The sequence below is a fragment of the Dolichospermum sp. DET69 genome (assembly GCA_017355425.1).
Lineage (GTDB): Bacteria > Cyanobacteriota > Cyanobacteriia > Cyanobacteriales > Nostocaceae > Dolichospermum.
This window is the reverse complement of the sequence record CP070233.1, coordinates 128,628-142,704: the sequence shown is the minus strand read 5'-3', so window position 1 is coordinate 142,704 and position 14,077 is coordinate 128,628. Positions and strand designations below refer to the sequence as shown.

The following is a 14,077-nucleotide window of genomic DNA, read 5'->3' as shown; positions in this document are numbered from 1 at the left end:
CTCCATGCAGAGAGCGTATATATTTCCATGTCCTAATTGCGGTAGTGAAGCAAAACGTCAGTTTTTAACTGATGGAAAACTAGCTCACAAGCATTCTTTGATGAATCAAATTATCCGCACAGAGTGTCCAGTTTGTGACTACCTGATGGTAATGCGCTCTCTGGATGGAAGTGTCATTGAAGCTTACGCACCCGGAATATCAAGTAATTTTCAACCATTAACTACATCTAATCTTTCTCCAGAAGTGTCTAAGCAGCAAATATTAGAAATGAGTGAATCTATTTCCATCTGCTCCATATTTAGACATTTACCCAATCAAAGTCCCACAGACTCATACCCATTACTTTCAGGATTTTAACCATGATGAAAGCTGAAGACATAATGACCACAGAAGTGATTACAATTCGTGGTTCAGCAACCGTAGCCGAAGCTGTGGATTTGATGAAATATAAAGGTTTGCGTTCTTTAATTGTGGAACCTCGGACAGAAAATGACCCCTATGGCATGGTCAGTGAAACTGATATTGTCTATAAAGTTGCTGCTTATGGTAAAGACTCCAAACAAGTGCGAGTTTATGAAATTATGACTAAGCCTTGTATTGTCGTCAATCCTGAGCTTGGTGTGGAGTATGTAGCTCGCTTGTTTGCCAATACAGGCATCCGTCGCGCCCCTGTAATTAAAGGTAAGCTGTTAGGAATCATCTCAATTACCGATATCCTCAGAAAAAGTGATTTGTTTGAAAATCCAAAACGCATCTTTATTGAAGACGAAATAGAAGTTGCACGGGAAGAAGCGAGAACAATTTGTGCAACTAAGGGCGATTCTTCTCGTGAATGTGCAGCAGCTTGGGATATTATGGAAGAACTTCTGGCAGTAGCATCTGACCAAAGATTAGTGAAGGAGAATGTTGTCAAATAAATACTATTTGCCTTGCCTGATTTGCCCAAAATTCTCATAGGGGTAAAGGTTTTTTCTTGCCTTTGTCCCTTTAAATAACACCTATAAAGATAGTTGATTTGTCCATTTTTTGGATAGGATGAGTCAGGATTTAGATTTAACTTCTATTTCTCAGATCCAAAAACTTCAATTGTTGATATAAACAACAAATTTGTGGCAAATTCACACCTGCTAATTCTGCTTTTCTTAATGGATTACCAAAAATTGCTTCTAATTCTAAAGGACGTTTTTCATCAAAATCAATTTTCATGCTGGTGCGGTAAGGTTTCATTTTCACGGTGTAATCTAACATGGTTTGAATGAAACTTTCAGGAATAATTCTGCCTGTACTTTTTGCCCCTGCAACTACTTCCCACATCAAACTTTCTACTAATTCACCAGTGTGCATATCCGTCATTAATTCATCAGTTCTCGCATCAAGAATCACAGATAAGCCATTATAGGGAATATTCCAAACTAGTTTTTTCCAACGTCCTAATAGTAAATCTTCTAATAGTTCTATTGATATACCCGCATTTTCAAAATCTGCGGTAACTTCCTGCATTTTTTTAGTAATGCCAGTTGATTGATAATTAGATGTATATTCACCTAAAGTAATTTGTCCATAATCTAAATGATGAATATGTCCTGGTGCAACTTTATTAGAACAGAGAAAACATAAACCCCCAATAACGTGGACATTACTCACAATTTCCGCGATTTCTGCTTCGATACCCAAACCATTTTGTAATACTAATACCACCCCGTCATCTTTAACTATTGGTGGTAATAAATTGGATAAAAGTTGATTTTGGGTAGTTTTTAGTGATACTATAACCACATCACACTGTGGCATCTTGTTTACATCGTTATAGGCATTAACTTGAGGGAGGGTAAAGTCACCATCTTTAGACTCAATAATTAAACCCTGTTCGCTTACCTGTTGATAATCACTTTTAAGTAAATAGTGAACTTCTAAACCAGATTTTTGGAGTTTTGCACCATAAAATCCGCCTAATGCGCCGGTTCCCAATATTGCATAAGTGCGTTTATTCATTTTATGTATAGAAAAGTCTTAGTAAAATCATTAGATAATATTCTACCAGAATTTTAATTAATCAAACTTAAACATGATTTACTATCTTTTAGAACCTTTGGTAGATACGAGGTAAAATCAATGCCTGATATTGTTGATATTGCAGTTAGTAATGATGCGTTTAAAACTTTAGTGGCCGCTGTGTCCGCTGCTGGGTTGGTGGAAACGTTAAAAAGTCCCGGCCCATTTACTGTATTTGCGCCAACTGACGACGCTTTTGCCAAGTTACCCCCTGGTACAATTACTACTTTATTACAAAATATTCCCCAGTTAGCACGGATATTAACCTATCACGTTGTACCTGGCAAGTTAACAAAGGCTGATTTGGCAAAACTTGGTACAGTAACTTCTGTGGAAGGTTCTCCTGTTAAAATTAATTGTGATGATGGGTTTGAAGTGAAAAATGCTACAGTTTTAGCAGCGGATATTGATGCTGATAATGGCGTGATTCACGTTATTGATACGGTAATTTTAATGGGTTAAGCCAATAAGAGACTTCCAATTAAAAAATATCCCAAAATTTTTTGTGGTGCGGGCATCTGGTCCCCTAATAATATAAGGAGGGACCAGATGCCCATCCCACATTCCTTAGAGGTTGTTTGAAAAGTATTAGATGAAACCGATAATCTCCAAAAACCTAACCCCCCTGCCCCCTTCCCTACGTTAGCGCAGCGTGCCGAAGGCTGGGAAGGGGGGTTTCAAAGCCTCTCCCCGCTTCGGGGAGAGGTTTACAAGAGGGGTTAATTTATACCTTGAAAACTTTTAAAACATCCTCTTAGATAGCGAACGTAAGAGCGTCCCGGAGGAAACTAGCGCTGCTGCGAGCAGTTCATCTTTTTTGTGTAGTTCTCTCATCTGATTTTTTTGATTTGGCAAATCTTGTAGAGACGTTTTATTAGCGTCTCTATAATTAATAAACTTAGTTTATCGGGCTAGTTCTTTAAAAAATGTAACATAAATGGTGTGAATACTCACTTTTAAGGTAAGATTAGTTTAGTTATCTTAAGAATATAATGTATTTATAATAAAAACCTAATAATCATCACCTACAATTATCCCCAAAAATTAATGTTAGATTTCAACACCTTAATTGAGTTTTCCCACAACAATTGTATAGGCATCTGTGCCTTTCTTGTTCCAGCCAATATTCTGGCAACTTTATCAACGCTTGTCCTCACGTTTCTAAATCGTCCCATGGGTCAGGTGTGGATATCTATAGGGTTTGCTTGTACATTTGCTAGTATCATGATGCTGCACGTTTATACTTGGTTTATGATTGGTGTGGTCATGCCACCAACTTATATTTTATTATCTCTAGCAGTTACCTGTTTAGTGACTAATCTTTTGGTAATTGTGTTACGGAGAAATTCCCTACAGTTGTTTTCTTTTGGTAAGTGATTACAACAAAAGTCAGAATTTCAAAAGTACCAAAAACTCGGTGTTTAGCTTTTTTATAAATAGTCAGAATAGAATTAAAAATAAAAATTATTATTCTGACTATTTGTAATAGCCTTTAATTAACAGCTATTTTTTAAATTTTAACACCAGAAGCCACTACCACTAACACTACCACTACCACTGCCACTAACACTGCCACTAACACTGCCACTAACACTGCCACTAACACTGCCACTAACACTGCCACTAACACTGCCACTAAAACCGCTACTAAAACCGCTACTAAAACCTCCATAGTGACCAGCACCAAAATTTTGTAATTCCTCGGTAGCTAGTTCATTAAGGAAACTGGCATCATCATTAAATAAATCATAACCTATGGGAAGGAGTCCAGATATTTGGATATTAGCCATGATAATTCCTCCTTTATCTATCGTGTTGATTAAAGATAAATTAATAGTCAGAATAGTAGTAAAAAATAAAAACTACTATTCTGACTATTGGTAATAGCTGTTAGTTTGATTAACAGCTATTTTTTTTAATTAGCAACAACTCCAGCAGCAACAGGGATTGTAACATCCGCTGTTACCTCCCCAGCCACCATATCCCCAGCCACCACCTCCACCAAGAACGTTTTGTACTTCGTCGGTAGCTAATTCATTCAGAAAACTAGCAGCATCATTAAATAAGTCATAACCTACAGGAAGTAGTGCGGATATTTTGATATTAGCCATGATAATTCCTCCTTGTTATATATTGTCTTAATCTAGTAATCCTATTTCATTTGTGAATATTGCAAGAGTTAAATTCTTTGTTCACGAATAATTTAGGATTACTATAGTTGCTAGTTAATAGCTATTTTTTTAGCTATTAACAACAACAGCAACAACAGCCACGACCTCCCCAGCCATAACCTCCACCTCCCCAGCCACCACGTCCCCAGCCACCACCTCCACCAAGAACGTTTTGTACTTCATCGGTAGCTAATTCATTCAGAAAACTAGGAGCATCATTCAATAAGTCATAACCTACAGGAAGTAGTTCGGATATTTTAATCTTAGCCATGATAATTCCTCTTTTATGTATTGTATTGTCTCAATAAAAGACAAATCAGATTAGACTTGATATTGACTAATCCTTGTTTTTATTCTTTCAAAAATAATTTATAAGTTCAAGGCTTTGAAACTAAGAGATAAGACTTAATTAAAATATTTTTGTCTAGCTATTTATCCCACATTCCGCACCCACAACTGTCACACCCCAAGCAAACGGATGTATTTAGTACATAAGAACTAAATGTTGAGAGGATTTGTTAAAGCTAAATAGGAATTATTACTATTAAGTTAGAGATACAGTTAAATATTCACGACTAAGTACGAAATTATTGGTTCTTAGGTTATTTTGATAGAAAACTTAGTTTAAAATCATTGAAAGGTTTATCCTCAATGACAATGAAAAAACTAAAAAAATGTGTTGACTCAACAGAAAAATGAGAAAATACAAAACAGATACTTTTGTGGAGTTTCTGTTGTCATGTTGAATATAAAAGACCTTGAATTGAAGAAGATTGACCATTTAGGAATAGTAGCAGGAATAGTAGATTCAATTGGGATAGTAGAAATAATTAATAATTTACTAGGGTCAGAACCAGAAGAAAAAGTCAGTGCGGGTCAGGTAGTAAAGGCGATGATTTTAAATGGATTAAGCATGATGTCACAGCCTTTATATATGTTCCCAAAATTCTTTGAATTAATCGCTTGTGAACACTTAATTGGTGCAGGAGCAAAACCAGAATATTTCAACGATGATAAGCTGGGAAGAGTATTAGATAAATTATTTATAAAAGGACTAGATACAACATTTTTAGCAGTCAGTTTAAATGCGGTAAAAATATATCAGATATCACTTTCATCATCACACTTGGATTCGACATCATTTCATGTAGATGGAGAATATGAAAATAGTTTACCATCAGTAATATTTAAAAATCAAAAAGAATCAGGTTCATTGGAAAAAGAAAATGAAGAGAGTCAATCACCTCAAGCGATAAAGCTGACCTATGGTTATTCAAGAGATCATCGTCCAGATTTAAAACAATTTATTACACAATTAGTATGTTCAGGAGATGGAGATATACCAATATATATAAAAGCAGTATCAGGGAATGAAGTTGATTCTAAAAAATTTGGAGAAATCGCAGTTGAATATCAGAAAAGAATACAAGTTGATAGTTTGATAGTAGCAGATAGCGCATTATATACAGAATCAAATATCAAGTTAATGTCGAGTCTCAAATGGTTAACCAGAGTACCCTTAACGATAAAATCAGCAAAAAACTTAGTGATGAGTTTAGCAGAATCGGAATTTGTTAAAAGTGAAAAAGTAGGATATTCTTATGCCGAAAAGAAAATAACTTATGGAGATATAGAACAAAGATGGTTAGTTGTGCAAAGTCAAGATAGAAAAAAATCTGACTTAAAGAAATTATCAAAGAAAATAGAAAAAGCTTTGACTAATACTCAAACTAAGTTAAAAAACCTATTGCAAGAAAAATTTGCTTGTGCTGCTGATGCTAGAAAAGAATTAATCAAAATAAGTAAAGAATTTAAATATCATCAAGTAGAAAATATCGAAGTTATCGAAAAAAGTCCTAACATCAAAGAAGAAAATCAATCAAAATGCTATCAAATCTTAGCAACAGTTGCTGAAAATAAAGATGCTATTGACCAAGAAGTATTAAGTGCAGGAAGGTTTATAATTGCCACAAATGTTTTATCAGAAAAAGAACTGAGTAAAGAGAAAATGCTGTCTGAATATAAAGCACAGCAATCCTGTGAACGAGGATTTAGTTTTCTCAAAAATCCTTTATTTTTAGCAGATAGTATTTTCCTGAAAAGCCCAGAAAGAATAGAGGCATTAGCAATGATAATGGGGTTATGTCTGCTAGTTTATACTCTAGCACAAAGAGAAATTAGGGCTGCTTTAAAATCCTTAAACTATACTGTAAAAAATCAATTGGGCAAAGCCATCAACAATCCAACAATGCGGTGGATATTTCAATGTTTTCAATCAGTTCATCTTGTTACTTTTCAACAAAAAACAGACTTTTATAACTTAACATCTGAAATGAAGTACATTCTTCTATTTCTCCCAGAAGCTTGCCGTAATTACTACAGATATATAAGTTGATTTATCAACATTATTAATAGTTTAATTATACAATTTGACTCATTAATTTTATTAATGAGTTTAAGTTTTAATGCTATTTTTAAGTTTATTTCTAGAAGGATATAAGTTATGATTAAGTCTTGATAGACTAACAATAAAATTATATTATATTTTTTGCCAGAAACCACCCTTATTCTTTATTGCTTCTTATTGAGAATACATCTGAATCAATTTTCCTATCTAAAATTTGTTTTTTTATATATCAATGTATTCTTTTACTCCTTCTTCATCAATTTACCTCCGTAATCACCGTTTGTGACAGTCAAGGGTGCGGAATGTGGGATTTATGGCAATTAGCTGATAATTTTCATTGTTTAGATTTCTATCAATAGATATAGTAGAGATGTTTCATGCAACATCTCCACAAAATAGATCATTTGCTTGGGGTTTAATTTCCCAAAAAATACCGCCTTAATTAAGTTTGTTTTGTCTAAAGATACCGAAATTAGACAACACATTGAAACTCAATCTTTAATTAGGGTTTGCATAAAAGAAAGCAAAAGGGTTGATAGATAAAGGTTTGCAGGGTTTTATAACCAAACAAGTGCAAGATTATTGACAATAGATGTTTAAAACCCTTGCATTTTCACTCTTCTATAACCGCGTAAATTTGAGGACTAATTGTCCAACCTTCTCTTCCTTCTTCCTTATTCTTGCTTATTATTCCTTCTTCTTCCTTATTCCTCCTGACTCGGTGACTCGGTGACTCCTGACTCCTAGTCCTTACGAAAAGACTTTTTCAGCAAACCCTAATTAGGAAATTCTACCCGTAGTTGATTAACAACTCGATCTAATCCCACGGAATGGGCTGCTTTGAATAATAAGCGATCGCCTGTTTGCATAAATGTTTTTAATCTTGTTACCAAATCAGCATGGTTTGTAAAACATTCGCAAGATATATTATCGGCACTATTAGCCATAATTTCCGCATCTTTACCATCAACTAAGACCAACAACCCATCTAGATGTAAATGTTTGACCATTTCCCCGACTTTTTGATGTAGTTCCGGGGATCTTGCTCCTAATTCTTTCATTGCCCCTAAAACAGCAATTTTCCGCTTTCCTGGTGTGTCCGCTAACAACTGCAAAGCTGCCAACATGGCTTCTGGGGCGGCATTATAGGTTTCATCTAAAATCACCACATCATTAGCTAAAGTGAAGCGTTGACTTCTACCTGTAGGCATATTCACAATGATACCTGATTGCAATAATTGCCAATCAATTTCTAATACCTTAGCTACTGCTAAAGCCGCTAAAAAATTAGTAGCATTATGACGACCGGGTAAAGGTAAAGGTAGATGCATTCCCTCAACTTCTACAGTTTCATGATCAGTTAATTTTCCTTGGATATCCCCACCATCAAAACCATAACTAATCACTTTCCCTTGCCAAAATTTCGCGGCTGTGTCCATTAATAGGCGATTATCATGATTAAGGATGGCGATACTGTCATTTGGCATGGTCGCTAATAATTCACACTTAGCTTGGGCGATCGCTTCCTCTGAACCCAGTAATTCAATATGTGCAGTCCCTACATTGGTAATTACCCCAATTGTCGGCCTCGCAATTTCTGTCAGTTCAGCAATTTGTCCCCTGCCTCGCATGGCCATTTCGATGACAGCAAAGTCCTTTTCTCTACCCATTTCTAAAAGGGTTTTAGGAACACCAATTTCATTATTGAAATTTCCATAGGTTTTATGAACTTTTCCCTTGGTAGCTAAAACTGCCGAAATTAGTTCTTTGGTTGTAGTTTTACCTACCGAACCCGTGATGCCAATCACAGGAATATCAAAGCTTTCACGCCACCATTTAGCGATTTGCTGATATGCCTTTAGTGTATCTTTTACCCGCAAAACCGGAAAGCCAGGATTTTCATAAGCATGATCAACTATGGCAACTATAGCCCCTTGAGCGATCGCTGTTGGCACAAAATCATGTCCGTCAAACTTTTCTCCTCGCAAAGCCAAAAAGACTTCACCCGGTTGCAAAATTCGGGTATCTGTTTGTATCCCGGTACTGGAACGAGCTAAGGTAGATGCAGATAGATTTACAGGTTCAGCGATAAGAACTTCAACCAGTTGGGAAATAGTGATAGAGACTGGCATACTGATAAACGATAGGATGTTTTAAAGCTATTTACAGTAACATTTTTTGCGTCACTTCCATTGACAATCATGGTAATTATTTATGGACAGTGATTGATGTCAAATCATTAAGATTTATTTACTTAAACAATATCAATATTATTTAAATTAGCAGCCATAACCCATTCAGTTACTAGGTTTTATCCCTTCCTACACCAAATAACCTCGCAACAAACCTTATTTTTTCCTAGCCATCAAGTTTGAGAAAATCAGAAGCGATTTAATAATCAAGCACTTATAGTTATTTAAGTTGTAAAGGGAGAAAACCAGATGAAATTGGCTTACTGGATGTATTCAGGACCCGCCCACATTGGTACGTTACGAATTACCAGTTCTTTTAAAAACGTTCATGCAATTATGCACGCGCCCCTGGGTGATGATTACTTTAACGTCATGCGTTCCATGCTATCGCGGGAGAGGAATTTTACCCCAGTTACAACCAGCGTCGTTGACAGAAACGTCTTAGCCCGTGGTTCTCAAGAAAAGGTAGTAGATAACATCGTCCGCAAAGATGCTGAAGAACACCCTGATTTAATTGTTTTAACTCCTACCTGCACTTCCAGTATTTTGCAAGAAGATTTGCACAACTTTGTAGAAAGAGCGCAGTTGGACGCAAAAGGGGATGTAATGCTGGCGGACGTGAACCATTATCGCTACAACGAACTACAAGCCGCAGATAGAACTTTCCAACAAATCGTCCAATATTACATTGAGAAAGCCCGCAAAAAAGGCGAACTACCCACAGAAAAAACTGTCAAACCTTCAGTTAACATCTTTGGTATTTCTACTCTGGGTTTCCACAATAACCACGACTGCACCGAACTCAAGCGGTTAATGGCTGATTTGGGAATTGAGGTAAATTCTGTTATTCCTGAAGGTGCAAGCGTTCATGAGTTGAAAAATCTGCCGAAAGCTTGGTTTAACTTAGTTCCTTATCGGGAATTGGGGTTAACTACAGCTAAATATTTAGAAGAACAATTTGGAACTCCCTACGTAGATATTACGCCAATGGGTGTGGTGGAAACCGCTAGATGTATCCGTAAAATTCAGCAGGTAATTAATGTTCAAGGTGGTGAGGTTAATTATGAAAACTTCATTAATGAACAAACTTTGCACGTATCCCAAGCGGCTTGGTTTTCCCGTTCTATTGACTGTCAGAATTTGACTGGGAAGAAAGCTGTAGTCTTTGGTGATAATACCCATGCGGCGGCTTTAACGAAGATTCTAACGCGGGAAATGGGGATTCATGTGGTGTGGGCGGGTACTTATTGCAAGTATGATGCTGACTGGTTTAGGGAACAGGTAAGCGAATATTGCGATGAAGTATTAATTACAGATGATCATGGTGAAATTGGGGATGCGATCGCTCGCGTTGAACCTTCTGCTATATTTGGTACACAGATGGAACGTCACGTAGGTAAACGTTTGGATATTCCCTGTGGTGTGATTGCTGCACCAATTCACGTGCAGAATTTCCCTATTGGTTACAAACCTTTTATGGGTTATGAAGGGACAAATCAAATCACCGATTTAATCTACAATTCCTTCACTTTGGGAATGGAAGATCACTTATTAGAAATCTTTGGTGGACACGATACAAAGGAAGTAATTACCAAAGGAATTTCTGCTGAATCTGGTTTGAATTGGACAAAAGATGGCCAAGCAGAATTGAATAAAATTCCTGGTTTTGTGCGTGGGAAGGTGAAGCGAAATACCGAAAAGTTTGCCCGTGAACGTGGGTTTAAAGATATCTCGGCTGAGGTATTATATGCTGCTAAGGAGTCTGTAGGGGCTTAGAGGATATTTGATTGACGTTAATTGACTCGTACAGGGCATCTTAAATAGATGCCCTATTTTTATTTTGTTTATCTTTACATAGTGAATAGGTTGACTATTACTTCAACAAAACTACTGGTAGTAGTTGCAATAAGTATACAAATTCATATACTTTTTCGACTTATTTAAATAAATATGCAAAATTGCGTAAATATGTTGCAATAGGTATACAAATTCATATACTTTTTCGACTATGCCCTAACTTGGATAGTGGCTAGAGTGGGTATGAGATCAAATAATCTACTGCAATTAAGGATAGCAAAATGAATAGTGCTGAAAAAGCAGCATTAATAGCCGAACTTTCCGAACTTGGCATTAAGCATAACCCAGAAAAAATTGTGCAGATTGCCAAACAAGCAGATGGTAAAATCGTCTTTTTAGAAGATGGAAAAGCTGGTAAAAGAGGAAGTGGACTTGCACACATTTTAAAAGAACATCGAGATGACTTTGCTAGGCGTGGAATTTCTGAAAATCAAATCCCTGATGCTGTCATGGCTGCTGTAACCAGTGGAACGCTTCTTGGCTATCAAGGAACAACAGAACTCCCTAGAGAAATTTATGAAGTAAATTTTAATGGAAAAAAGCAGTATATAGCAGTGACGGTAGGCGATAATGGTTATATAGTTGGAGCTAATCCGGCCTCTTTACCATAATTCCACCTCAGTAGCTATGGCAATAAAAATCAAACTAATGGCTGATTATGGGTGCGACCCTTTATGGTGGGCAGATGCTGATAAAGTTGGTAACATCGATCCAGCACGATTGCCTCTCAGTCAAGAAACCATTAATCATTTGAGAAAATGGGCCACTGATTATAATGCAACATTAAATTGGCAAGATCCTGGTAATTCACCAGATTTGAGTCCAGAAGAAGAAGCAGCTTTTGAACAAGAAGGTATTAGTTTATGGAAGCAACTGCAAAAAGAACTTGCACCTAATTATGAAGTTGTTTATTTCAGTGAGTCATTAGGTAAAGTTGTAAGTGATATAAATGAATTAAAATCTTTGCGTAGTTTGCATTTATCCTCAAAACGGCTGAGACTTGAACTTTTATAAGATTGCGAAAAAACCTAGATGTGTAGGGGTTTAGCAATGCTAAACCCCTACCTATTGAATCAAACAATTAAGCCATTTTGAATTAAATTCCCATCACTGTAATTGAGAACAAAGATTATTCATCAATACAATGGGGAATACCCAAAACTGCACAAGGAAAATTCTTACCTAGTGTTGCAATTATTGGATGATTACTAGATTGGCAGCCTAAAAAGAGAATATCAGCAGTTTCCAATTGCACAACTTTTTTTAGTTCTTTAGCAAGATTGCCAAACCGCAAATGAGATTTAAACGAACCTTGCCATTCTTCGGCTAGAGTTTTTGCTTGCCACAAAATTCTGTCTGCTTCCTTGATAGAAATTCTAGATTCTCTTTCTAACTGCGTTAAAATTGCTGTTCCTTTTGGTTGATTTAATCGCAATGTCACTGGTTTTGATATATTGCTTAATTCACATTCTAATGGAGGTTTATTTCCAGCAACATTGAATATATCAAAAGATTGATGATTGAGGTTTTCTTCTACTACATAAACGGCTTGAACTGTAACTTGAGAGTTAGTGGCTAAACTCGTTTGGTAGGCAATCCAACAAGCAATATCTAGGGCTGTATGACTTTGAGGTGAACCATCATAGCCGACAATTAAGTTAGCTGATTTTGCCTTTGAACCTCTTTTGGAAAAAGATTTTTGAGATTCTGGTATTAATACCATTTGTTCAATTAGGTCATCACGACCGATAGCACTTTGTAAACGTGCTAAAATTGGCTTAATTTTCACAGTTTTAACTTCTCTCCCTTGAAACGATTAATCAATGAGAAGCGGGGGATGACAATTTTAAATTTTAGATTTATCTTTAAATCCAAAATCTCAAATTTATTAAGGAAGCCCCAATCATAACTGGTATTACAGCCAAGATTTTGGAGGTTCCTTCCATTGCCGACGGAGTTAGCTGACGGGCTAAGACTGGAAGGTGTCTCTCATTAAGATTAGCCCCATATATTTGGTTCCTCCGCTACAAATTCAGCTTTCATGAATTTGAATTAGGCTACCCACTAAAAATATAGTAATACTATTACACTAGGTTTAGATAAAGTCAAGTTGAAGAATATTGAGGATATGCTTGTACTGAGCGGCTTTATTCCTAATTTTTCCTATTTTTCCTAATATTTAATGATTTAAACTATTTTCATTTAGCAAAAGTTAAAAAGTTAGAATTTAGCGATAATTCGTGATTAAACTATGTTTTATGGCTATTTGTCAAGATTTAGGAAAAGTTAATTAATTGAAACAAGATATTTTTAACAGGGTTGTATTAGATAGAGTAGGTAATAAGTAACAGGTAAGAATTTTACCAATTACCCATTACCAATTATTAAGCAGTTACCTTTTCACTTTCTAAACTAGCCAATCTTTCGGCTAATAGTTTTTCCAAAGAAATCAAAGCCTTAGTGAAACCATCAATACCTTCTGCGAGTTTATCAGAAGCCATGCGATCGCCATTGTGCATTTGATCAAAAGTAGCTTGATCAAGAGAGATTTTGGCAATTGATAAATCGGCTACCTTGGCAGGATCAAGTTTGCGGGGTAATTCGGTAACAGTATTTTGCAATTCTGTTAACAAACCGGGAGAAATAGTCAGCAAATCACAACCAGCCAATTCAGTAATTTCGCCAATATTACGGAAACTAGCGCCCATCACTTCAGTTTTATAACCAAACTTCTTATAGTAGTTATAAATGGTGGTTACAGATAAAACTCCTGGATCTTCCGCTGCGGGGTAACTATCCCGGCCAGTATCTTTTTTATACCAGTCAAGAATCCGACCAACGAAAGGAGAAATTAGGGTGATACCAGATTCAGCACAGGCGATCGCTTGGTGCAACCCAAATAGTAAAGTTAAGTTACAGTGAATACCTTCTTTTTCCAAAATTTCCCCAGCTTTGATACCTTGCCAAGTAGAGGCAATTTTAATCAAAACCCGCTCTTTGGAAATACCAGCAGCTTTATATTGAGCGATTAAATCCCGGGCTTTAGCTACAGTAGCATCTGTATCATAGGATAAGCGAGCATCTACTTCTGTAGAAACGCGACCGGGAATAATTTGTAAAATCTTTAATCCAAAGGATACAGCCAAGCGGTCAAAAGCTAGAGATACAACTTGTGCTTGACTAGCACCAGCGCCTGCATCTTTTTTAGCTTTGAGTAAAGTTTGATCAACAATAGCCTGATATTCCGGCATTTGTGCCGCAGCAGTAATCAGTGAGGGATTGGTAGTAGCATCTTGAGGTTTAAACTGTTCAATTGATTGGATGTCTCCAGTATCTGCTACCACAACGGTTACTGCCCGTAGTGCTTCTAGTAAGTTCTTAGGCATAACATATTCCT

The 14,077-nt window shown here is 36.3% G+C and carries 14 protein-coding genes and 1 pseudogene; 8 read left to right on the top strand and 7 right to left on the bottom strand.

Annotated features, from left to right (window positions below):
* Window positions 1-4: 4 nt before the first annotated feature.
* A pseudogene (locus EZY12_00730) lies at window positions 5-199 on the top strand (hypothetical protein).
* A 161-nt stretch (window positions 200-360) separates the two neighbouring features.
* The gene (locus tag EZY12_00725) at window positions 361-918 is read left to right on the top strand and encodes a CBS domain-containing protein (GenBank protein ID QSX68275.1); all 558 of its coding nucleotides are present in this window, start codon (window positions 361-363) and stop codon (window positions 916-918) included.
* A gap of 136 nt (window positions 919-1,054) precedes the next feature.
* On the opposite strand, the gene EZY12_00720 is transcribed toward EZY12_00725, so the two are convergent.
* Window positions 1,055-1,993, bottom strand: a complete 939-nt coding sequence (locus tag EZY12_00720; protein QSX68274.1) for a putative 2-dehydropantoate 2-reductase — start codon at window positions 1,991-1,993, stop codon at window positions 1,055-1,057.
* A 120-nt stretch (window positions 1,994-2,113) separates the two neighbouring features.
* Between EZY12_00720 and EZY12_00715 the strand changes: the two genes are divergently transcribed.
* Together EZY12_00715 and EZY12_00710 are read left to right on the top strand one after the other, a co-directional pair.
* A complete protein-coding gene (locus tag EZY12_00715; GenBank protein ID QSX68273.1) occupies window positions 2,114-2,515 on the top strand; it encodes a fasciclin domain-containing protein in 402 nt (133 codons plus the stop codon).
* Between the two features lie 585 nt (window positions 2,516-3,100).
* Window positions 3,101-3,430 (top strand): hypothetical protein, encoded by a 330-nt coding sequence (locus tag EZY12_00710; protein QSX68272.1) that lies wholly within the window; start codon window positions 3,101-3,103, stop codon window positions 3,428-3,430.
* A 140-nt stretch (window positions 3,431-3,570) separates the two neighbouring features.
* Here EZY12_00710 and EZY12_00705 read toward each other — a convergent pair whose 3' ends face one another.
* The 3 genes from EZY12_00705 to EZY12_00695 form a co-directional block, all read right to left on the bottom strand.
* Window positions 3,571-3,843 carry a hypothetical protein gene (locus tag EZY12_00705; GenBank protein QSX70863.1) on the bottom strand — a complete coding sequence of 91 codons (273 nt, stop codon included), beginning with the start codon at window positions 3,841-3,843 and terminating at the stop codon, window positions 3,571-3,573.
* A gap of 129 nt (window positions 3,844-3,972) precedes the next feature.
* Window positions 3,973-4,164: a hypothetical protein gene (locus EZY12_00700; GenBank protein QSX68271.1), complete on the bottom strand. Its 192-nt coding sequence runs from the start codon at window positions 4,162-4,164 to the stop codon at window positions 3,973-3,975.
* Between the two features lie 136 nt (window positions 4,165-4,300).
* A complete protein-coding gene (locus tag EZY12_00695) occupies window positions 4,301-4,495 on the bottom strand; it encodes a hypothetical protein (protein QSX68270.1) in 195 nt (64 codons plus the stop codon).
* Between the two features lie 468 nt (window positions 4,496-4,963).
* Here EZY12_00695 and EZY12_00690 point away from each other — a divergent pair, with 468 nt between their 5' ends.
* Complete coding sequence (locus tag EZY12_00690) at window positions 4,964-6,619, top strand: IS1634 family transposase (GenBank protein QSX70462.1); 1,656 nt, start codon at window positions 4,964-4,966, stop codon at window positions 6,617-6,619.
* A 788-nt stretch (window positions 6,620-7,407) separates the two neighbouring features.
* Here EZY12_00690 and EZY12_00685 read toward each other — a convergent pair.
* Entirely contained in the window at window positions 7,408-8,763 is a 1,356-nt protein-coding gene (locus EZY12_00685; GenBank protein QSX68269.1) for a UDP-N-acetylmuramoyl-tripeptide--D-alanyl-D-alanine ligase, read from the bottom strand.
* 309 nt (window positions 8,764-9,072) lie between these two features.
* Between EZY12_00685 and EZY12_00680 the strand changes: the two genes are divergently transcribed.
* The 3 genes from EZY12_00680 to EZY12_00670 all read left to right on the top strand — a co-directional run bounded on the left by EZY12_00680 (window position 9,073) and on the right by EZY12_00670 (window position 11,694).
* The gene (locus EZY12_00680) at window positions 9,073-10,599 is read left to right on the top strand and encodes a ferredoxin:protochlorophyllide reductase (ATP-dependent) subunit B (GenBank protein QSX68268.1); all 1,527 of its coding nucleotides are present in this window, start codon (window positions 9,073-9,075) and stop codon (window positions 10,597-10,599) included.
* Between the two features lie 302 nt (window positions 10,600-10,901).
* Entirely contained in the window at window positions 10,902-11,291 is a 390-nt protein-coding gene (locus tag EZY12_00675; protein ID QSX68267.1) for a hypothetical protein, read from the top strand.
* A gap of 16 nt (window positions 11,292-11,307) precedes the next feature.
* Window positions 11,308-11,694, top strand: a complete 387-nt coding sequence (locus EZY12_00670; protein QSX68266.1) for a hypothetical protein — start codon at window positions 11,308-11,310, stop codon at window positions 11,692-11,694.
* A gap of 115 nt (window positions 11,695-11,809) precedes the next feature.
* Here EZY12_00670 and EZY12_00665 read toward each other — a convergent pair whose 3' ends face one another.
* Window positions 11,810-12,454, bottom strand: coding sequence for a universal stress protein (locus EZY12_00665; GenBank protein QSX70461.1), 645 nt, complete (start codon window positions 12,452-12,454; stop codon window positions 11,810-11,812).
* Window positions 12,455-13,064: 610 nt separating this feature from the next.
* A complete protein-coding gene (locus tag EZY12_00660; GenBank protein ID QSX68265.1) occupies window positions 13,065-14,066 on the bottom strand; it encodes a transaldolase in 1,002 nt (333 codons plus the stop codon).
* Between the last annotated feature and the right edge of the window lie 11 nt (window positions 14,067-14,077).